18 protein-coding genes and 1 tRNA gene are annotated in these 19499 nt (G+C 66.7%); 10 read left to right on the forward strand and 9 right to left on the reverse strand.

What is annotated here, in order from left to right; translation table 11 throughout:
• Positions 1 to 37: 37 nt before the first annotated feature.
• The 7 genes from AC07TU_RS10040 (at position 38) to AC07TU_RS10070 (ending at position 8750) form a co-directional block, all read left to right on the forward strand.
• The gene (locus AC07TU_RS10040; RefSeq protein WP_495187770.1) at positions 38 to 2023 is read left to right on the forward strand and encodes a polysaccharide biosynthesis protein; all 1986 of its coding nucleotides are present in this window, start codon (positions 38 to 40) and stop codon (positions 2021 to 2023) included.
• 1 nt (position 2024) lies between these two features.
• On the forward strand, positions 2025 to 3260 hold the full coding sequence (locus AC07TU_RS10045; RefSeq protein WP_495187771.1) for a DegT/DnrJ/EryC1/StrS family aminotransferase: 1236 nt from the start codon (positions 2025 to 2027) through the stop codon (positions 3258 to 3260).
• A 12-nt stretch (positions 3261 to 3272) separates the two neighbouring features.
• Complete coding sequence (locus tag AC07TU_RS10050) at positions 3273 to 4118, forward strand: sulfotransferase (protein WP_495187772.1); 846 nt, start codon at positions 3273 to 3275, stop codon at positions 4116 to 4118.
• Entirely contained in the window at positions 4115 to 5398 is a 1284-nt protein-coding gene (locus AC07TU_RS10055; RefSeq protein ID WP_495187773.1) for an O-antigen ligase family protein, read from the forward strand. Before AC07TU_RS10050 ends, AC07TU_RS10055 begins: the two co-directional genes overlap by 4 nt.
• A 115-nt stretch (positions 5399 to 5513) precedes the next feature.
• Positions 5514 to 6047, forward strand: coding sequence for a polysaccharide biosynthesis/export family protein (locus tag AC07TU_RS10060; RefSeq protein WP_495187774.1), 534 nt, complete (start codon positions 5514 to 5516; stop codon positions 6045 to 6047).
• Between the two features lie 52 nt (positions 6048 to 6099).
• Entirely contained in the window at positions 6100 to 7323 is a 1224-nt protein-coding gene (locus AC07TU_RS10065) for an outer membrane beta-barrel protein (RefSeq protein WP_495187775.1), read from the forward strand.
• Between the two features lie 20 nt (positions 7324 to 7343).
• Positions 7344 to 8750, forward strand: coding sequence for a pectate lyase (locus AC07TU_RS10070; RefSeq protein WP_495187776.1), 1407 nt, complete (start codon positions 7344 to 7346; stop codon positions 8748 to 8750).
• A gap of 15 nt (positions 8751 to 8765) precedes the next feature.
• Here the strand turns inward: AC07TU_RS10070 and AC07TU_RS10075 are convergent, their stop codons facing one another.
• Complete coding sequence (locus AC07TU_RS10075) at positions 8766 to 9611, reverse strand: hypothetical protein (protein ID WP_495187777.1); 846 nt, start codon at positions 9609 to 9611, stop codon at positions 8766 to 8768.
• Positions 9612 to 9780: 169 nt separating this feature from the next.
• On the opposite strand from AC07TU_RS10075, the gene AC07TU_RS10080 reads away from it, so the two are divergent.
• Positions 9781 to 11391, forward strand: coding sequence for a glycosyltransferase family 39 protein (locus AC07TU_RS10080; RefSeq protein WP_495187778.1), 1611 nt, complete (start codon positions 9781 to 9783; stop codon positions 11389 to 11391).
• Here AC07TU_RS10080 and AC07TU_RS10085 read toward each other — a convergent pair whose 3' ends face one another.
• The 7 genes from AC07TU_RS10085 to AC07TU_RS10115 all read right to left on the reverse strand — a co-directional run bounded on the left by AC07TU_RS10085 (position 11392) and on the right by AC07TU_RS10115 (position 18098).
• Positions 11392 to 12396 (reverse strand): glycosyltransferase family 2 protein, encoded by a 1005-nt coding sequence (locus tag AC07TU_RS10085; protein WP_495187779.1) that lies wholly within the window; start codon positions 12394 to 12396, stop codon positions 11392 to 11394.
• Positions 12393 to 13328: an NAD-dependent epimerase/dehydratase family protein gene (locus AC07TU_RS10090; protein WP_495187780.1), complete on the reverse strand. Its 936-nt coding sequence runs from the start codon at positions 13326 to 13328 to the stop codon at positions 12393 to 12395. Before AC07TU_RS10090 ends, AC07TU_RS10085 begins: the two co-directional genes overlap by 4 nt.
• Positions 13329 to 13342: 14 nt before the next feature.
• Positions 13343 to 14563 (reverse strand): methyltransferase domain-containing protein, encoded by a 1221-nt coding sequence (locus tag AC07TU_RS10095; RefSeq protein ID WP_495187781.1) that lies wholly within the window; start codon positions 14561 to 14563, stop codon positions 13343 to 13345.
• Positions 14564 to 14592: 29 nt separating this feature from the next.
• Positions 14593 to 15804: a DegT/DnrJ/EryC1/StrS family aminotransferase gene (locus AC07TU_RS10100; RefSeq protein ID WP_495187782.1), complete on the reverse strand. Its 1212-nt coding sequence runs from the start codon at positions 15802 to 15804 to the stop codon at positions 14593 to 14595.
• A complete protein-coding gene (rfbG, locus tag AC07TU_RS10105) occupies positions 15795 to 16955 on the reverse strand; it encodes a CDP-glucose 4,6-dehydratase (protein ID WP_495187783.1) in 1161 nt (386 codons plus the stop codon). Before rfbG ends, AC07TU_RS10100 begins: the two co-directional genes overlap by 10 nt.
• The gene (gene rfbF / locus AC07TU_RS10110) at positions 16948 to 17769 is read right to left on the reverse strand and encodes a glucose-1-phosphate cytidylyltransferase (protein ID WP_495187784.1); all 822 of its coding nucleotides are present in this window, start codon (positions 17767 to 17769) and stop codon (positions 16948 to 16950) included. The genes rfbG and rfbF overlap by 8 nt, the downstream gene beginning before the upstream one ends.
• A gap of 254 nt (positions 17770 to 18023) precedes the next feature.
• Positions 18024 to 18098, reverse strand: a tRNA-Glu gene (locus AC07TU_RS10115).
• Between the two features lie 123 nt (positions 18099 to 18221).
• On the opposite strand from AC07TU_RS10115, the gene AC07TU_RS10120 reads away from it, so the two are divergent.
• Positions 18222 to 18758 carry a J domain-containing protein gene (locus AC07TU_RS10120; RefSeq protein ID WP_495187785.1) on the forward strand — a complete coding sequence of 179 codons (537 nt, stop codon included), beginning with the start codon at positions 18222 to 18224 and terminating at the stop codon, positions 18756 to 18758.
• On the forward strand, positions 18755 to 19054 hold the full coding sequence (locus AC07TU_RS10125) for a (2Fe-2S) ferredoxin domain-containing protein (protein WP_495187786.1): 300 nt from the start codon (positions 18755 to 18757) through the stop codon (positions 19052 to 19054). The genes AC07TU_RS10120 and AC07TU_RS10125 overlap by 4 nt, the downstream gene beginning before the upstream one ends.
• Here the strand turns inward: AC07TU_RS10125 and AC07TU_RS10130 are convergent.
• Positions 19051 to 19458, reverse strand: a complete 408-nt coding sequence (locus AC07TU_RS10130) for a SufE family protein (protein ID WP_495187787.1) — start codon at positions 19456 to 19458, stop codon at positions 19051 to 19053. The two genes, AC07TU_RS10125 and AC07TU_RS10130, sit on opposite strands and share 4 nt — an antisense overlap.
• Between the last annotated feature and the right edge of the window lie 41 nt (positions 19459 to 19499).

Below are 19499 nucleotides of genomic sequence, written 5' to 3' on the forward strand. Positions count from 1 at the left end.
CCGTGCAACCGCCGCCGCTTCGGGACGGAGCAGCGGAATGACCATCACATTGGAAAGCCGATCATCGTCTCTGATCCGCGCGTCGCTCATCTATCTGATCGACGGCATGCTTGCGGCCGTTTCGCTGGTGGCCGCGATCAGCCTGCGCGTCGGTTCGCTGCGCGCCGGCGAGGTTCTGAAGGAACATCTCGTCGCGACGCCGATGTTCGTTGCGGTCGCGGTCGCCACCTTTGCGGCGATGCGGCTGCACCGGCGGGTGTGGCGCTACAGCTCGACCGAGGAGGTCTTTGAAATCTTGAAGGCGGCGACCGCCGCGATCCTGGCCTATGTCGTGCTGCTGATCCTGATCGGCGGGGCAGGGTGGTTGCCGCGGTCGATCCCGGTCATCCAGTGGTTCGTGCTCGTCGTGCTGATGGGCGGGGTACGCATGGCGCGCCGCCTGGCCGCTGAATATCTGGGCGGGCGGTTTCATCCGCCTGCTTCGGCCGCCAATCCTGAACATCCCAAGCGCACCGCGCTGCTCTTCGGATCGAACGACGATATCGAGCAGCTGCTGCGCCAGCTCGAAGGCGAGCCGAACGCGGCCTTCCGTCCAGTAGGAATTCTCGACGAAACCGGCGCGCACACCGGGGCGCGGGTACGTGGCGTGCCGGTGGTCGGGCGGCCCGCGGACCTGGTCCGCGTGATCGGAAGCCTTACCGCCAGGAATGCGCGTCCGGCCTGCCTCATCTTCGCCGGCCCGGTCGAGCGGCTGCAGCGGCTGGCGATGGTCGATATCGTCGCGCAGGCGCAGAGCCTGGACCTGGAGATCGCCTATCGGCCGGGGTTCATCGGCTTCGCGCCCGAACCGGGCGCCAGCCTCGACTTCCGTTTCCTCAATGTCGCGGACCTGCTCGGGCGGCCGCAAGCCGCACTCGAAGACCGCGCCGTCACGGACATGATCGGCGGACGCCGTATCCTGGTCACCGGGGCGGGCGGCACGATCGGGCGCGAACTGGCGCGGCAGATCGCCGAGTGCGGACCGGCGCAGCTGATCCTGCTCGATGCCAACGAATTCAACCTCTACGACGCCGATCTCGAGATGCGCGAGAGCCACCCGCAGGTCGCGTGCACGCCGGTGCTCTGTTCGATCCGCCAGCGCCGGCAGCTCATGCAGGTCTTCGCCGAACATCGTCCCGAGCTCGTGTTCCATGCCGCGGCGCTGAAGCATGTGCCGCTGGTCGAGATGCATCCGGCCGCCGGCATCCAGACCAACGTGCTGGGGACGCGCAATGTGGCCGACGCCGCGCGCCTCCACGGGGCGAAGGCGATGGTGCAGGTATCGACCGACAAGGCGGTCAACCCGGTCGGCTTCATGGGCGTGACCAAGCGGCTGGGCGAATTCTATTGCCAGGCGCTGGATCTGGCGGGCAGGAGCGACCCCGCCGCGCCGCGGTTCATCACCGTGCGGTTCGGCAACGTGCTGGGATCGAGCGGCTCGCTGATCCCGCTGTTCCAGCGGCAGTTGAGCCGGGGCGGGCCGCTCACGGTCACCCATCCGGAGATCGAGCGCTTCTTCATGACGGTGCATGAAGCGGTGCAGCTGATTTTGCAGAGCGCGTCGCGGGGCTTGCGTGACGGCATGCGGCATGGACGGATCTTCGTGCTCGACATGGGGGAGCCGATCCGCGTGATCGACATCGCGCGCCGCATGATCCGGCTCGCAGGTCTCGATCCGGAGATCGATGTCGGCATCAACATCATCGGGCTGCGGCCGGGCGAGAAGCTCTACGAGGAGCTGTTCGATACCGAGGAGGCGCGGCTGCCGTCGTCTATCCCCGGCGTGTTCGAGGCGGAGCCGCGCCCGATCCCGCTACGGACACTGAACAAGACGTTCGATGCGCTTGAGCGGGCCAGCGACGACGCCGACGATGCGGCGTGCCTTGCCATCGCGACCGGCCTGCTCGATCGACGGCGTGCGCTGGCGGGCGAAATGGCGCTGGTCGCCGCGAGCCGCCCGGCGATCTTGGCTCAGGCGGGCTGAGATGGCGACCGCACCCGCCCGGCCGCCCGACCTGACAGTCCGGCACGCCGCATCCGCTTCCGGTGGCGAGATCCGTTCGTACTGGCCCGTCTATGAAGAAGACGAGATCGCCGCGGTCACGGCGGTCCTGCGCAGCGGCAGGGTAAATGCGCTGCATCATGGCGAGCAGACACGCGCGTTCGAACAGGCCTTTGCCGAGCGCTCGCAAGCCTCGCACGCAATCGCGCTGGCAAACGGGACGCTGGCGCTGGAGCTGGCGCTGCGTGCGCTGGGCGTGGGAGCGGGAGACGAGGTCGTCGTACCTGCGCGAAGCTTCATGGCATCGGCGAGCTGTGTCGCCGCGGTGGGCGCGATCCCCGTCTTCGCCGATGTCGATCCCGACACCCAGACCCTGACCGCGAACACGATCGCAAGCGCGCTCACGCCGCGGACGCGCGCGATCATCGTCGTGCATCTCGCCGGGTGGCCCGCGGCGATGCAGGAGATCATGGTTCTCGCGCGCGCGATGGGGGTGTTCGTGATCGAGGACTGTGCACAGGCGCATGGCGCGATGCACGACGACCTTCCGGTCGGCGCGTGCAGCGACGCCGCCGCCTACTCCTTCTGCACCGACAAGATCATCTCGACCGGCGGCGAGGGCGGCATGCTGGTGCTGCACGACCATGCGATATGGGAACGGGCCTGGGCCTATAAGGACCATGGCAAGTCTCCGCATGTCGATGCGGCGATCGGTGCGCCGGGCACGTTCCGGTGGCTGCACGGCAGCCTGGGCAGCAATTATCGCGCGACCGAGATGCAGTCCGCCATCGGCCTTTGCCAGCTCGCGAAGCTGGACGGATGGATCGAGGCGCGGCAGCGCAATGCGCGCATCCTGAACGCCGCGCTGGCGCCGCTGCGGGCAGTGCGGCTGACGCTGCCGCCGTCGAACGTCCGGCATGCCTATTACAAATATTACGCCTTCGTGCAGCCCGAGCGGCTGGCGCCGGGCTGGACCCGGGATCGTATCGTCGGCGAATGCATCGCGGCCGGGGTGCCGTGCGGCACCGGCAGCTGCCCCGAAATCTACCGTGAGCAAGCCTTTGTCGGTAGCCCGTCCGTACCGTTGAATCCGCTGCCGGTTTCCCGAACCTTGGGCGAGACCAGCCTGATGCTGCCGGTCGATCCGACGCTCGACAGCGCAATGGCCGAGCGGATGGGCGCGATCGTCGCATCGGTGATCGAACGCGCCACCGCCTGACGAGAGGCATGCATGGATTCACCGCCGCTCCCAACGCTGATCGTGATCGGAGCCGCCAAGGCGGCCACCACCTGGATCGCCCACCAGCTCCGCACCCGGCCGGACGTCTGTATGCCGGGACCGGAGCCCCATTATTTCAGCCGCGAGTTCCATCGCGGGGAGCAATGGTATCGATCGCTGTTCGCCGGCGCCCGGCCGGGGCAACTCGTGGCGGAGAAGTCCGCGGACTATCTGGCGCATCCCGAGGCACCGGCCCGCATCGCCGCCTTGCTCCCTTCGGTCCGCTTGATCGCGCAGCTGCGCAATCCGGTCGAGCGGGCCTATTCGGACTATTGCATGTTGTTCCGGCGCGGCCGGGTCGATGGCGATGTGGACCGCCATCTCGACGGCGCGCGCGCGTCCGAACGGCGCTTCCTGGAGGACGGTCTGTACGGCCGCCACCTCCGCCGCTTCCTCGACTATTTCCCGGCCGGGCAGATCAAGGTCATCCTGCATGACGAGATCAAGCACGATCCGGCTGAGGTCACGGCGGACGTGTTGCACATGCTCGATCTGCCGCCACTCGCGGGCGACGACATGCGGATCGCGCAGCGCATGAATGATGGTGCGTCGGCCATCGTCCCGCTCGCGCTGCGGCGGCTGCCCGCACCGGTGAAGCGGCTCGCCACGCCGCTGCGCGGGACGCGCCTGTTCGAAGGCGCGCGCAGTCTGATCGCGCGGCCGGTCCGCTATCCGCCTCTGTCGGACGACACGCGCAAGCGGCTGGCAGACTTCTATCGCGACGATGTCGAGCAACTAGGCCGGACCCTGGGGCGCGATCTTGGCGCCTGGACCAATCCGGCATCGGCCGCGCCATGAGCTATAGCGACATCGCTTCGTCCGTCTGGGTGGCCGAGGATCAGGACCGGACGCCCTATCACCATGCGATGCTGCGGCTGGCGGCACCGGTGCTGCTGACCGCGGTGTTCCTTGCCCCCTATGTAGTCTGGCGCGTGGTGCCGCCCTATCTGTTTACCGTCAGCGACGCGCTCTTCTGCGTCGCTGCGGTGCTGTTGCTCGCAGGACGCGGGGTCGCCGTCCGTCCGCTGCAGGACTGGTGGGCGCTGTGGATACTGGGTCTTGCGGGGCTGCTGCTCGGCTTCTTCATCGGCAGCGTGGTCAATGGCGATGCACTGCGCTGGATCGTCGTCGCGGGCCAGTACGGCTTCGCCTTCGCCCTGTTGCCGGCTCTGCTCCTGCGCGAGCGGCGGCGATCGCTCGTCCTTGCCGCGATGGCGCTGGTTGCAGGCGTGGCCGCGATGGAGCTGTTCGGGTCCATCGTCTACTACGCAACCGACGGCTCCTACCAACAGGCGAAGCGCTTCGGGTTCGAGTTCGTCACCGGTACGCATCGGCTGGGCGCGTTCATGGCCGATGCGAACTGGAACGCGGCGATGATCGCAATGACGACGCCCTTCGTCCTCTATCTTGCGCGGATCGGGCGGATGAAACTGACCACCGCCTTCGTGATTCTGGGCATCCTCTGCTCGGGCCTGCTGCTGTCGGGCTCCTTCACCGGCTTCTCCAGCGCCGCAGTGGGAGTCCTCGCCTTCCTGATCCTTGACTGGGGAAGGAGGTCGATCGGCATGCTGCTCGGTATCGCCGCGCTCGCCGGCGCGATGACGCTCACCGGGGTCGCTCTGCCTCCCGCCTTCCAGAACCGGGTGGCGACCGCGCTCGTCCAGGGCGACATCAGCCAGGCGGGAACCTTTGCAGGGCGGATGGAGCTTGTGCGTGAAGCGTGGGAGATTGTCGGCGACACGACGTTCGTAGGCCTCGGTGTCGATCAGTACCGCGTCGTCAGCGCCGATCGCGCGCCCGTCCACAACATCTACCTGCTTGCCTGGGCCGAGGGCGGGCTGCTGTCGCTCTTTGGCTGGCTGGTCATGATGTTCGTGCCGCTGTCGATCGCGGTGCGGCGCTTCGCCGCCGACCGGGCGGCGGCTGCGCTTCTCATCGCGGTGATGCTGACCTTTGTGATCGTCTCCAACGCCGCACCGCATATGTACGCGCGCAGCTGGGTGGTACCGCTGATCCTGGCGATGGGCATTGCCCTGACGCAGCCCATGGCCGCGAGCCGGCCAGTCCGACAGAGCTAATCCCTTTGGGGCGCGTGCTGCCCACCATGCGTTCACCAACGGACAGGTTCAGCCGGTAAACTCATGCTGCATCTTGAGGGGAACTGACGTGAACCGCCGAATGCTATTGAGTGGGATGCTCGCGCTGCCCCTGGCCGCATGCGCGAACGGCTATTCCGGTCTGCCGATCGCTGCAGCCGGATCGAGCGACCGCTACACATTGGGGCCTGGAGATTCGATCAAGGTCGCGGTCTATGGCTTTGAGGCGATGGCCGGAAGCTACACCGTCAGCGACGCCGGAACCATCTCGCTCCCGATGCTGAGCACGATCCGGGTCTCCGGCAAGTCCGCGCCCGAACTCGAGACCGAAATCGCCAGCGTGCTGCGCGCCCGCGATCTGGCACCGAACGCGAATGTCAGCGTGCAGGTCGAGAAATACCGGCCCTTCTTCATCCTCGGGCAGGTCGAGCGGCCTGGCCAATATCCCTATGTACCGGGGATGACCGTGCTGACGGCCGTAGCGATCGCCGGCGGGTACACGTTCCGCGCCAACAAACGCGCCGTCGTCGTCAACCGGTCGAATAGCGGTGTTGCGGCGAAGGGACGGCTCAGCGCCGATTCGGTGATCATGCCCGGTGACACCATCGAAATTCCGGAAGCCTGGTTCTGAGGCGCGGGGGGTGGCGAAGCGCCGATCCGCTTCGACAGGACGGCCAGGCCGGATGTGCTTCCGTGCGCCGCCGCTGATTGCCATCCTGCTGGCCGCCGTTCCGGTCGCCGATGCGCAGCAGGCCCGGCGCGGTGCGTCGCCGCTTGATCTGCCGCGGCCGGGATATGAACGCCGCACGACCCGCGTCGGTTCTGCGGAGGTCCGGATCGATGTCGAAGTTGCGGCGCTGTACGACAGCAATGTCTACGCGACCTCGACGGCCGCGACCGGCGACGCTGCAGTGATCGCACGCCCGCGGGTCGAGATCGACTGGCGCAGCGCCAATGCCGAACTGCACGGGGAGGCCTATGCCGCCACGCGGCGTTATCTCGATCAGGGAAGGGAAAGCGCGACCAGCTTTGGTGCCGCGGTGTCCGGCCAGGCCACGCTGGCGCGCGAGCATGTCCTTTCCGGAGAGATGCGGTTCGATCGCGATATCGAGAGCAGGGCCGATCCCGAAGCGCGGGCGAGCCGCTTGCTCCCCCCGCGCAAGATCAACATTCTGGCCGGCGAGCTCGGCTATGCGCTGAACGGATCGCGCTTGCGTCTCGATCTGACCGGAGGTGTCCAGAAATTCGATTTCCTCGATCCAAACGAACAGGATCGCGACTTCACGAGCTGGCGCGGTTCGGCGCGCGCTACCTGGCGGCCGGCAGCGCCGGTCGCGTTCTTCGCCGAAGCCTATGTCAACCGCCGCAACTTCCGCACGTCGGTCGATCTGAGCGGCATCAACCGCGATGCGATCACCTACGGGTTTCTCGCTGGCGTAAGCCGGGAGGTGAGTCCGCGGCTGCGTGGCCGGATCGGCGCCGGCGTCTTTCGCTTCGATCCCGACGACGGTGCACTCAACGGCTATTCCGGCTTCGCGCTGAGCGGCGATGTCACCTGGAACCCGCGCGCGCGGACTGCGCTGACGGCGCAACTTTTCCGCGGCGACGTCGGTACCGCGCGCGCCGGGGCGAGCGGGCGGACCGACACGCGTGTCGCGCTGACCATCGATCAGGAAGCCTATCACAATGTCCTGCTCCATGGCCGCGCGGGCTGGACGCAGAGCAAATATCGCGGCGTCGGTTCCGATACGCTGAACACGTGGAGCCTGGCGGTGGAGGGGGAGTATCTGGTCAATCGCACCTATTCGCTCTTCGTCGGTGCGAATTATGCGCGGCGCACCGCCAGCGATCGTCTGGATCGATTCTCCCGTGCCCAGATCCAGGCCGGGATCCGCGCCCGCTTTTGAAGACGATCGTGAGAACGCCCATGCATCCGTTGAATCGCCGCCATCGCATTCCGGGCAGCAGGCATGCCGGGGTGGTGATGTTGATGGTCGCCTTGTCCTGCTCGACCACCGCGGCGTGTCAGGAGGCCGCCGATGACGAACCGGTCGTCGAGCGGCCGCTGGCGCCGATCGCGCGCGAGAATCGGCCGGCGTTTCCGGGTGCGGAGGGGCATGGCCGCTTCGCCCGCGGGGGGCGCGACGGGCGGATCATCCCGGTCACGACGCTGGCCGACGAGGGCGAAGGGTCGCTTCGCGCGTGTATCGAGGCGGCGGGGCCGCGCGTCTGCGTGTTCCGCGTGGCGGGGGTGATCCGCTACGTCCGCAAACGTCCGATTATCGCGAACCCGTATCTCACCATCGCCGGCGAGACCGCACCGGGCGACGGCATCCTGCTCACCCATTCGGGGGGCAAGGATGCGTTCACGCCCCTGGTCATCAAGAATACGCATGATGTCGTGATCCGCCATATCCGCGTCCGCACCGATCTTCGTGGCGAACAACGCGGCTCGAACAGCGGGTTCATCATCGAGAACAGCCGCAACGTGATTCTCGATCACGTCAGCGCGTCCTGGGCGCTGGATGAGAATGTCGGCGGCTATGGGTCCAACGATACGATCACCATTTCCTGGTCGATCTTCGCCGAGGGTGTGCCGCGCCACGACAAATGCGCCTTGCTGTCGAGCGACCCCACGGGGCCGCAGCGGCTGAGCTTCGTGCGGAACCTTTGTGCGCATAATGGCGATCGCAATCCGGACGTGAATTTTCCGCCGGGCTCGTGCGTCGAGGTGATCAACAACGTGCTCTATGATGCGAGCTCGCAGTTCACCGAGGTGTGGGAAAGCTATGGGGGCACCCCGGCGAACATCGTCGGCAATTATTACCGTCAGGGCCCGAGTACGGCGGGGCGTGCCTATGCCATCGACCGGCCGCTGGTCGCATCCACGGGCAAGGCACGCATCTATCAGACGGGGAATGTGATCGATGGCGATCGGGTGACCTTCGCGCCCATCGCCACAGAGGCATTCGTGGACAAGCCCGTCTGTCCGCTCGAGAGCGCGGTACTGGATGCGCGCACGGCTTATGCGCGGGTGCTGGACGGGGCAGGGGCCTTTCCACATGATTCGGTCGATACGCGGATCGTCGAGGAAGTCCGCACCCGCAAAGGCAAGATCGGCCGCGACAACCGCGTGCTCCCGGTCCTGCGCGGCGGCACACCTTATGTCGACACGGACGGCGACGGCATGTCCGACGCCTGGGAGCGCCGGCGCGGCCTCGACCCAAAGCGGAACGATGCCTGGGGGGATGTCGACGGCAATGGCTGGTCCAATCTCGAAGAGTTTCTGAACCACGCGCACGAGATGCGGATGGCGGGGCGGCGCGAACGATAACGCCGCGTCGTGCGATCAGCCGCCGAGTTCCAGGACGATGTCCTCGACCTCTGACCCCGCGCCGTAGCGCTCGACGACCGACAGCCGCATGGCGTCGTCCATCCGGAACAAGGTGCCGCGATGATCGGACGCGCCATGCGTCCGCAGGACCAGCAGCCAGGCACCCGGGCCGGACAGGTAGGCGATGGCGTTGGCGACCGCATCGCGCAGCGCTGGCGGCTCGAAATAATGCCGGTTGAGCAGGTTGGCCGCGCGCACCAGATCGAAACGCCCGGTCAGGGACTCGCGACGGTGCGTGATGTCGTCCTCAACCCATCGAAAGGCATTCGATCGCCCCAGGCGCGGGGTGAGGAGCGCGACTTCCTCGCCCGCACCGGATGCGGCGCGCGCCATCGCGGGTTCGCGCAGCCGCCACTCGACCAGCGCGCGCGCCAGCGTCATTCCGGTCCAGCGGTCGAGCCGCCGTTTCCACGGACGGATGGCGCGGCCCCACACTTCATATTGCAGCACATGGCCGCCGGACTCGACCAGCGCGCGGCACCCGTGCGGAAGCGGGACGAGCCGCGCTCGCACCGACCGGTCAGTGCCTGTCACCCGCGCGTGATGGCCCGCGGCACGCAGCGCGGTCATCAGTTCGAGCGTGGTGACGCCGGAGGAAATCCCGAGGTCGAGCACGGTGTCGATGCGGCAGCGATAGGCCGCGAGCGAGGCGATCAGCGCGGCGTCGATTCGCTCCAGGCGGGATGGCTCGGTGCGCTTGAATGTGTTGTTCGCCGTCTTGAGCAGCCCGAAGAACCGCGCTTCGTCGCGGGCGGTAATGTCCTCCGGAGCGGCGGAGAAGAACGCGCTGGCGCAATGCATGTCGGCTTCGGCTCCCGCGTGACCTCCGGCCGCGAGGGTGCGGCGCGCTTTCGGGTTTAGCACCGGCGGCGGCGGTGGTGAGAGGAACGCTCGGGGTACCCCTCCTGCCCACCAGCACCAGCGGTCGCATCAAGCTATCCATGATGTCGCAGCAAGCAGGGATAAGGTGATGCTGAAGACCGATTTTCAGGAAGCGCGTGGTCTTCGCGACGCGGTCCGGGCCGATACGCCGGATCGGTCCTGGCGCATCGCCGTGATGGCGGCATGCGCGCTGGGCCTGGTCGCGTTGTTCGCGCGCATCATGACCTATCCGATGCAGCATGACGAACAATTCTACATCGGCGCCGGAGCGCTGTTCGATCGCTACCCGCTCTATTCGGGAATCGGATTCAGCCACTTTCCGAACATTGCCCTGCTCTTCGCCGGGGCGTTCGCGCTGTTCGGGGATGCGCATTATCTGCTGACCGGCCGCCTTCTGGTCTTCGCCGCGTGGATCGGGACCTGCGTCGCGCTGTTGCTCATCGCGCGCAGCTATGCGCGAAGCTGGCCGATCGGCGGGCTGATGTTCGCGCTGCTCGCGCTCAATCCGATGTTCCTCAACGCGACGGGCATGACCGCGACCAACAATTTCCTCCCGGTGCCCCTCATGCTGTTCGGCCTTTACCTGTTCCTCCGCGCGGTCGACCGGGAGCTGCCTTCATTGGCGCTGACATTTGCGAGCGGGTTCCTTCTGGCGGTGGCGGCGGGATTCAAGGCCAATTATCTGCTGTTCCTGATTCCGTTCGCGCTTGCCGCGCTGCTGGTGCCGCGGGCATTGCCGCTGCGCAGCCGCCTCATCCGTGTCGCGCTGCCCTTGCTGGCCGGCGGCCTCGTCGGCGGTCTCCCGTCAATCCTCTATGCAGTGAACGACATGGAGGGCTTTGTTGCTCATGTGGTGAGCGCGCATCGCGGCCCGCAGCTCGCCTATTGGGCGGCGCACGCGGATCCCAACGATCCGAAGGTGATCGGCATCGCCGACAAGCTGATGCTCGCGCATCGTCTGTGGTTGTCCGGGGTCACGATGCTGGTGCTTGTCCTGCTGTTGGGGCTGGCCGCGATCGCTGCGGCGCGTCGGCAGACCTTCGTCCTGCGTTGGCCGCTCCTGCTCGTCGGCAGCCTCGCGGCGATCGGGGCGGTCATTTCCTTTGTGCCGACCCCGGCCTTCCCGCAATATTTCACGCCGCCCTTGCCCTTCGCCGTCGTTCTGGCCGGCCTGTTGTTCGGATCGCTGGACGCGCCGGGCCGGGATATCGCGAAGCCGCTGATTGCGGCCGTGCTTGTACTGACGGCGATCACCGGCGCTCCGGTGCTGCTGCCCTCGCTCGCGGGGATTGCCAGACCTGGGGGCTGGACCGGCGTCCAGGTGGCACGTGATGGGCGAATGATCGCGGCGCTGGTCCGGGAGCGATCGCCGGACGGCGCGGTTGCGACGCTTTCGCCGATCCACGCGCTGGAGGGGCATTTGCCGATCTATCCGCAATTCGCGCTGGGGCCGTTCATCGTCCGCGCCGCGCCCTGGGTGCCGGAAGGCGAGCGCCGCCACTACACCTATTTCGTCACGCCGGATGCCATTCCGGAGCTGCTCGACGCCCGGCCGCCCGCAGCGATCCTCACCGGAATGGAAGGCGATACCGACGCGGCGCTCGACAGGTTCGCGACGCAGCGCGGCTACCGGGCAATGCCGCTGACGCTGAAGAAGGCCGAGGACGCGGAACGGGTGCGCCTCTATCTCGCGCCCTGATCAGCCACGCGCCCGGTCGAGCATCCGCTCCGCCAGATCCTGCTTGTTCACAGGGCGAAGCGGGCGCGCGCCCGGGCGTCCGATTTCGGTCTCGACGATCGGCGTCGGGCGCCCTTTGACCTGCCTGAAGATGCGGCCGAGATACTCGCCGATGATGCCGAGGAAGATCGCGTTGAGCGTGATCGCCAGCAGGAGCAGCATCGTCGTCGTCGCAAAGCCGGCGGGCCAGTTCTGGCCGAAGACCAGCCGCCCGGCGAGGTACACCAGGGTCAGGAGGAAGGTCGCGATCCCGATCACCAGTCCGGTGATCGAGGCGACGCGCAGCGGAACCAGCGAGTGGTTGAGCACCGCGTCGAGCGCGAGGCCAAGCATCTTGCTGAGCGGGAACTTGCTTTGCCCTGCAATGCGCGCATCGCGATCATAGGGCAGCCCGATCTGCGAGAAGCCCATCGCGCTGATCAGCCCGCGCAGATAGGGGCTGGTGTCGTTGACCTTGCGCAGCTCGATCAGGATGCAGGCGTCGACCAGGCGGAATTCGCCCGCGTCGCGCGGCAGGTCGTCATCGCTCAGCATCCGCATTCCGGCATAGAAGGCCTTGCGGAGCTGCGCCGTGACAGGTCCGTCGGGCAGCGAGCGGCGGATGCCGTAGACGACCTGATGACCCTCCCGCCAGCGCGCAAGCATCTCGGGGATCAGGCCCGGCGGGTCCTGGAGGTCGCAGTCGATCTGAACGGCGCAAGCGCCGCGGGCACGCTGATAGCCGACCAGCAGCGACCGCTGATAGCCGTTGTTGCGCGAGAAGCGCACCACGCGGACGCGCGGGTCCGCGGCCGCAATTCCCTGCAGAATCGGAAAGGTCGCGTCGGTCGAGTGATTGTCCATGAAGATCAGCTCGAGTGCGTAGCCCGGCAGGGTCCGGAATACCTCGGCGATGCACTGATAGGCGCGCTCGACCGTGGCCTCTTCGTTGAATGCCGGCACGATGACGGAAACCAGGGTGGTCATGCCATGACCTCCGCGAGCGACCGGGCAGTGATGGCGATGCCATCCTCCAGCGAGGTGCGGGCACGCCAGCCCAGATTGAGTGCCGCAAGGTCCGGCGCGCCCGACACCGTGTCGATGCGCAGATCGGGGCCCGTCTCCATCGATACCTGCCCGGCCGGTGTGCCGGTCACCCGAAGCACGGTCGCGACGATCTCGCGGATCTTCCGCGCGTTTCCGCTCGAAAGGTTGAGGATCGTTCCCCCGGGCAGGTCCGATCGCGCCATCGCCCTGAGGCCGGCGACGACGTCATCGATGAACACCATGTCGCGCCGGTTGTCCGGCTGGCGGACGACCGCGGTTTCGTCCGCGAGACACCGGCGCAGCAATGCGGGCAGCAGGAAGTCCTCCGACTGGCCGGGGCCGTAGGTCAGCGCGAACCGGGCCGTCAGCACCGGAAAGGCCAGCCGGGGCTGGAGCATCGCGCAATAATGTGCGCCGGCCACCATGGCGGTCGTGTAGACGGTGCGCGGCTGTTCGCGCCGGGTTTCGGGCGAGGGTGTGGGCTGATTGCCATATTCGGCGAGCGATCCTGCGCGGACCATGACCCGCAGGCCGGAACTCTCGGCCGCGGCAGCAAGCAAGACGAGGAGCTGGTCGAGGTCTCGCGTCATCGCCGGCCACTCGGCCGGATCGGGAATGCCCGGATCGCGGCCGGTGCCGCTCGCGAGATGGTAGAGGATCGTCGGATTGGCGCGGTCGAAACACGCGCGCACTTTCGTCAGATTCTTGAGGTCCACCGCATGCACGATCGCGCCGGGGCGAACCCGCTCGGGATGCGAAATACCCTCTGGACGCACGATCAGATGAACCTCGTCGCCGCTGTCGAGATGGCTTGCGGCGAGGTGCGAGCCGATGAAGCCGGCCCCTCCAGTGATCAGCACGCGCTCGGGCATCGGCCGGCCCCGCTTCAGCTGACCAGCACGGGCTCGGGCAACGGGACGAGGAAACGGCCGCCCCGCGCCACGAAGTCCGATTGCTGCTCGCGGATCTCGTCGAAGAAGTTCCAGGCGAGCACCATCAGGATATCGGGCTTCTCGTCGGCAATCGCGTCGACCGATTTGACCGATATCTTCATGCCCGGCGAATAGAGGCCTTGCTTCAGCGGATTGCGATCGACCAGGAAATCGAGCCGGTCGGGACCGATCCCGAAATAGTTGAGCAAGGTGTTGCCCTTTGCCGGCGCGCCATAACCCGCGATCTTGTTCCCCTGCGCCTTGAGCTCGTCGATCATCGCCAATAGGCGGACGCGGACGGCTTCGACGCGCTCGGCGAAGCGTTGATAGGTTTCGGGCTCGAGCATGCCGCCGGCAAGCTCCTCGCCGAGCATCGCCCCGACCTCGGGCATGGGCTCGGCAATGCCGGTCTTGCGGAAGAACACGCGCATCGAACCGCCATGGATGGGCAGGCGGTGGACATCGACCACCTCGAGATCGAAGAAGGCGCCCAGCTTCTGCATCGAGAGCAGGCTGAACTCCGAGACATGCTCCTGATAGACGGTGTCGAACTCGTTGCGGTCGAGCAGTTCCTTGGCCCAGGGGACCTCGACCACGAAGGTGCCGTCAGCGGCAAGCAGGCGGGTGATCCCTTCCATGAAGCGGTGCAGGTCGCCGATATGGTTGAACGTGTTCGTGGTGACGATCACCTGGGCGCGCCCATGGGCTTCGCGGACCGCATCCGCGGTGCCAGGATCGAAATAGGCGACATGGACGTTCACGCCACGTTCGGCGGCGGCCTCGGCCAGGTTCGCCGCCGGATCGATCCCCAGCGTCTTCTCCCCGCGGGCATTGCAGGCGGTGAGGAGCAATCCGTCGTTGCAGCCGATATCGACGATCAGCCCGCCACCGGCGATGTCCCCGAGAACCCCGGCCAGCGTGTCGAAATGCGTGTGCATCGTCGCTGCGCCCGAGGGGACATAGAGATAGTGGCGGAAGAAGTCCGCGGGGATCTGGTCCGCGATTTCGATCAGGCCGCAGTTGAGGCACACTTCCGTGTTGAGCGAGAAGGTCGGCTGATCGGCGTCATATTCCTCGGGCCGGACGAACATGTTGGCCGGGGGATGGTGGCCCATCGGCAGGAACAGATAGGGCGCCGGGGCAAGGCAAGCGCGGCAATGCTGCAATCGTTCCATTCGAGGTCCTCTCTCCTGTCCTGCGCCTCTCACGCGACGCGCGCCGCGAGCGACACGTGACGCTCGGCAAAGCTGCGGAAGGTTGCGTGGATATGGTCGATCTGTTCGTCGCTGAGGCCGTGATGGCAGGCGAGCAGGATGCCGCCGCGGGTGACTGCATCGGCCATCGGATAGCCCAGCGGATCGGCGTTGACCTTGACGTTCGCCATCGCCGGCTGGCGGAGGATGTTGCCGGTGAAGACGACGCGCGTCTGGATGTCCGCGCGCTCGAACCAGATCTGCAGTTCGCGCCGGCCGAACGGCGCTTCCGGCCGGATCGTCAGCGGGAAGGCGAGCCAGCCGGTGCGTGTCCGGGGCAGCTGCCGCGGCAGGATGAACCAGTCGGCATAGTCGGCGAAGAATTCGCAATGCCGCGCGAAATTCCGTTCGCGCAGGTCGATATTGTGCGTCAGCTTGTCGAGCTGGATCAGGCCGAAGGCGGCGCCCATTTCGGACGGCTCGATATTATAGCCGAGCTCCTCGAACAGGAATTTCGCGTCATAGGGAATGTCGCCCAGCTTGACGTCGAAGCGGCGCTCGATCGCTTCGGATTCGACGAAGAGCGACGAAGATCGGCCCCATGACCGCATCAGCAGCGCACGCCGGGCAAGGGCCTCGTCGTTGACGCACAACATGCCGCCATTGCCTGCCGCGTTGACGACGTGCGAGCCGTAGAAGCTGGTGGTGCTGATATCCGACCGTTTGCCCGTGCTCTCGCCGCGCAGCGTTGCGCCGAGTGTATCGGCGCTATCCTCGATGAGGATCAGATTATGCCGGTCGGCGATGTCGCGAAGCCGGTCCCAGTCGGGAAGATTGCCGATCAGCGAAGGGATCATCATCGCGCGGGTGCAGGGCGTGATACGCGCTTCGATCGCGTCTTCATCGATATTGTATGTCCCCTCGCGGACGTCGACGAACGCCGGGACCAGCCCGTGGCGCACGATCGGCGCGACGGTGGTGGCAAAGGTCAGCGCGGGCGTGATCACCTCGCTGCCATGCGGAAGACGAAGCAGCTCGACGGCGAGATAATTCGCCGACGAGCCGGAGTTCACCATGATTCCGTGCCGCTTCGCGAAGAGCGCGGCGACGCGCGCTTCCATCGCGCGGACATGCGTGCCCATCTGTGTGGAGGTGCGCAGCACGTCGACGACGGCCGCGATCTCCTCCTCTCCATGGACGCTCTGGCCATAGTTCACGCGCATGCGGCGGCCCCTCCGAATATCGGATCGAATGCGAAACCCCTGGGTTGCACCGGGTGAAGACCGCGGACGTAGCGGTCGATCTGGCGCTCGCTGAGTGCGCGCAGCCTGGTGCTTCCGTCGAGCGCGGCGCCGTACCACTCGACCGTCAGCGCGACCGCCTCATCGAGTGCAAGGCGCGGGCGCCAGCCGAGCACCGAGCGGGCCTTGGCGCTGTCGAGGTGCAGGACGTGCGCCTCGGGCGGCGCATCCTCCTCGTTGCCGAACAGGAATTGCGGACTGCGGCGGCCCCAGGCGCTTTCCAGCAGCGCGGCGAGCGTCGCGACATCGACCGTGGCTTCGGGGTCCGGGCCGAAATTCCATGCGCCGGCGAGGCTTCGGTCGCCCTCCGCAATTCCGGCGGCGAGCATCAGATAGCCAGCAAGCGGTTCGAGAACATGCTGCCAGGGGCGCACGCTCGCCGGATTGCGGATATGCACCGGTGTGCCTGCCGCGACCGCGCGGACGATGTCGGGCACCAGCCGGTCGGTCGCCCAGTCGCCGCCGCCGAACACATTGCCCGCGCGTACCGTGGCGAGCACGGGGCTGCCGGGATCGCGGAAGAAGGAGCGGCGATACGCCTCGACCACCAGTTCCGCACAGCCCTTCGACACGCTGTAGGGGTCGCTGCCGCCGAGCCGGTCGGTCTCGCGATACCCCCAGGGCCAGCCGCGATTCTCGTAGCATTTGTCGCTGGTGACGACGATGGCGCCCTTCAGTGAGGGGAAGCGCCGTGCGGCTTCCAGCACGATCGCAGTGCCGACGACGTTGGTCTGCAGTGTCTCGACGGGCGCGGTATAGGACGGGCGGACCAGCGATTGCGCCGCCATGTGGATGACGAGATGCGGATCGCAATCCTCGACCGTTCTCAGAAAGGCCGCCTCGTCGCGGATGTCGCATACGCGGTGATCGACCAGATCCGCGACGCTGGCGGCCTCGAAAAAGCTGGGTTCGCGGCCGTGCGGGAGCAATGCGACCGCGGTGGTGTCGGCGCCCAGCCGCCGTAGCCACAGCGCTAACCAGCCCCCCTTGAAGCCGGTGTGACCGGTCAAGAGGATCCGGTGGCCAGCCAGCGCGCGGCTCAACCGGTCTTCGTCGAACCGCGCATTACGCATGTGCATGCGCTCCTGCCGACGGTACGGCGAGCTGCCATGGAGCAGGGGGGCTTTTCGCCCATGGCGGCGAACCGGCTACACAAAGTTGGTTGAGGTGATCCCGGTCACGGACCGTGTCCATCGGGTGCCAGAATCCGGTATGCTTGTACGCGAACAGCTGGCCATCCTGAGCAAGGCGGCTCAGCGGCGCCTGTTCCAGCGGCTCTTCGTCGCCGCTCAGATAGTCGAGAACGCCGGGCTCGAAGACGAAGAAGCCGCCGTTGATCCAGGTCTCGTGCTTGCGCACCTTCTCGGTGAATTCGGCGACGCGCGCGCCCTCGAGCTCGAGATTGCCGAACCGCGCCGGCGGCTGCACCGCAGTGACCGTCGCAAGCTTGCCGTGCGAGCGGTGGAACGCCAGCAGTGCACCGATATCGATGTCGCCCACCCCGTCGGAATAGGTGACCATGAAGGTCCCGCCCTCCAGCCAGTCGCGCAACCGGAGCAGGCGTCCGCCGGTCATGGTGAGTTCGCCCGTGTCGACCACCGATATGTTCCAGTCGAGCGATCGGCATTGCCGCAGCGCGATGTGCCCGTTGCCGGTGGCGACGGTGAAATCGTTGCTCATGAAGTGCAGGTCGTGAAAGAACTGCTTCAGCAGCATCATCTTGTAGCCGCACGCCACGACGAAATCGGTGACGCCGTGCTGGGCATAGATGTCCATGACATGCAGGATGATCGGCTTGCCGCCGACCTCGACCATCGGCTTGGGTATGCGGACGGTTTCTTCCGAAAGGCGTGAGCCCAGGCCCCCCGCCATCAAAACGACCTGCATCGCGCCGTTCCTCCCACCTGATACTGGGCACGCCAGACTGGTCGGCACAGAGTAGGGAAGCTGTCGCGGGAAGCGATTCGGGCATCGGGGTTACCCACCACCCAATCGTGGTAGCCGGACTATTCCATAGGTGTCGGGCGGGGTGGGCAGGTGCGCAGAAGGTACCGGCGGGGGATCGCTCGGGCCCATTCTCGGCAGGGCTTTCGGAAAGGGCAGGTCACGGCAGAGATGCGGTGACGGCGCCCCGAACCCGCTGGTGACCCCTACGAGAATCGAACTCGTGTTTTCGCCGTGAGAGGGCGACGTCCTGACCGCTAGACGAAGGGGCCGTGTAAGCGGGAAGCGGCGCCTCTACAGGGGGCGGGCGGGGGCGTCAAGCGCTGTCCGTCCGGCTTTGCGAAACCCGCCGCCAGCGCTGGAAATTCCCGCCGTCTGCGCCTATCTGGCGGGCGATGGCGCGTTCGACCCGTTCGATGGACTGGGGCTTCCCCCGCTGGCGGCCCTACGGGTCCGAGCGTGAGGCCGTGCGCGTGCGCCTGTGCGATCGCGAGGGGTGCGAGGAACCGGGCGACCGCCCGGCGCCCAAATCGCCCAACAGCCCCGAGCGCTGGTATTTCTGCGAAGCGCATGCCGCCGAATACAATCGCAACTGGAATTATTTCGAGGGCCTGACCGCCGAGGAAGCGGCCAAGCGTGAAGCCGATGAGCGCCGCACCGCCAACGGCTATGCGGAGAGCCGCCACAACGCCTGGGCCGGCCCGGGCGACGGCAGCCGGTCGCGCGACGAGATGCGGGCGCTCGACGTGCTCGACCTCGATCCTGACGCCGATTTCGAGGGCGTTCGCACGGCGTGGCGGCGGCTCGCCAAGGAGAATCACCCGGACATTCGTCCCAATGATACCGAGGCGGCGAAGCGCTTTCAGGCGATTCAGACGGCGTATGAAGTGCTGCGCGCCGCCGAGGAACGCCGCCAGTGGCGGCCTGATTGAAGGCGCGCATCCGCTCCAATTGGTCCGGCGCCGTCCTGGTCTGCGCCAAATGCTCGAAGAAGCTGGGCGGCGGGTTCGGCCCCAAGGGCAAACAGCCGCTGGGCAAGGCGCTGCGCAAGCATCTGGGATTGAAGAAGGGCCGCAAGGCGGAGGCGGGCGTGGTCGATGTCAAATGCCTGGGCGTGTGTCCGCGCGGCGCGGTGACCCTGGTCAATGCTTCCGCCAGCCGCGAATGGCTGATCGTGCCGGAGGGCGCAGACCTCGACGAAGTCGCCGAAGCAGCGGGCCTGGCCTAGCCCGTATAGCGCTCCGCCGTCGCGCGGATCAGCGCGATCATGTTGGGGATGCCCTGGGTCCGGTTCGAGCTGAGCTGATTGCGCAGGTCGAACGGCGCGAGCGCGTCCTCGATGCTCGTCGCCAGGATATTCGCCGGGTTGCGATCCTGCACGGTCAGCAGCACCAGTGCGATGATCCCCTTGGTGATCGCGGCGTTGCTGTCGGCGAGGAAGTGGAGCGTGCCGTCGTCGCGGGCCATCGGATAGACCCACACCGCCGCCGAACAGCCGCGCACCAGGGTCGCGTCGGTCTTGAGCGCATCGGGCATCGGTTCCAGCGCGCGGCCAAGGTCGATCAGCAGCCGATAGCGGTCGTCGGCGTCGAGGAACGCATATTCGTCGCGGATATCGTCAAGGTTCGACATGGCCGCGCCTATAGCGGGCTTGCGTCCCCGCGCCACCCCGG

The sequence above is a fragment of the Sphingomonas sp. GW821-FHT03E12 genome, assembly GCF_059420685.1.

Excerpts from the sequence above, each read along its gene's own strand:
- AC07TU_RS10070 (WP_495187776.1), top strand. The coding sequence starts at position 7,344 with ATGCATCCGTTGAATCGCCGCCATCGCATTCCGGGCAGCAGGCATGCC.
- AC07TU_RS10055 (WP_495187773.1), top strand. The coding sequence starts at position 4,115 with ATGAGCTATAGCGACATCGCTTCGTCCGTCTGGGTGGCCGAGGATCAG.
- AC07TU_RS10050 (WP_495187772.1), top strand. The coding sequence starts at position 3,273 with ATGGATTCACCGCCGCTCCCAACGCTGATCGTGATCGGAGCCGCCAAG.
- AC07TU_RS10090 (WP_495187780.1), bottom strand. The coding sequence starts at position 13,328 with ATGCCCGAGCGCGTGCTGATCACTGGAGGGGCCGGCTTCATCGGCTCG.
- AC07TU_RS10100 (WP_495187782.1), bottom strand. The coding sequence starts at position 15,804 with ATGCGCGTGAACTATGGCCAGAGCGTCCATGGAGAGGAGGAGATCGCG.
- AC07TU_RS10040 (WP_495187770.1), top strand. The coding sequence starts at position 38 with ATGACCATCACATTGGAAAGCCGATCATCGTCTCTGATCCGCGCGTCG.
- AC07TU_RS10075 (WP_495187777.1), bottom strand. The coding sequence starts at position 9,611 with ATGCATTGCGCCAGCGCGTTCTTCTCCGCCGCTCCGGAGGACATTACC.
- AC07TU_RS10045 (WP_495187771.1), top strand. The coding sequence starts at position 2,025 with ATGGCGACCGCACCCGCCCGGCCGCCCGACCTGACAGTCCGGCACGCC.
- AC07TU_RS10120 (WP_495187785.1), top strand. The coding sequence starts at position 18,222 with ATGGCGCGTTCGACCCGTTCGATGGACTGGGGCTTCCCCCGCTGGCGG.
- AC07TU_RS10130 (WP_495187787.1), bottom strand. The coding sequence starts at position 19,458 with ATGTCGAACCTTGACGATATCCGCGACGAATATGCGTTCCTCGACGCC.
- rfbF (WP_495187784.1), bottom strand. The coding sequence starts at position 17,769 with ATGCAGGTCGTTTTGATGGCGGGGGGCCTGGGCTCACGCCTTTCGGAA.
- AC07TU_RS10080 (WP_495187778.1), top strand. The coding sequence starts at position 9,781 with ATGCTGAAGACCGATTTTCAGGAAGCGCGTGGTCTTCGCGACGCGGTC.
- AC07TU_RS10085 (WP_495187779.1), bottom strand. The coding sequence starts at position 12,396 with ATGACCACCCTGGTTTCCGTCATCGTGCCGGCATTCAACGAAGAGGCC.
- AC07TU_RS10060 (WP_495187774.1), top strand. The coding sequence starts at position 5,514 with ATGCTCGCGCTGCCCCTGGCCGCATGCGCGAACGGCTATTCCGGTCTG.
- AC07TU_RS10065 (WP_495187775.1), top strand. The coding sequence starts at position 6,100 with ATGTGCTTCCGTGCGCCGCCGCTGATTGCCATCCTGCTGGCCGCCGTT.
- AC07TU_RS10095 (WP_495187781.1), bottom strand. The coding sequence starts at position 14,563 with ATGGAACGATTGCAGCATTGCCGCGCTTGCCTTGCCCCGGCGCCCTAT.
- rfbG (WP_495187783.1), bottom strand. The coding sequence starts at position 16,955 with ATGCGTAATGCGCGGTTCGACGAAGACCGGTTGAGCCGCGCGCTGGCT.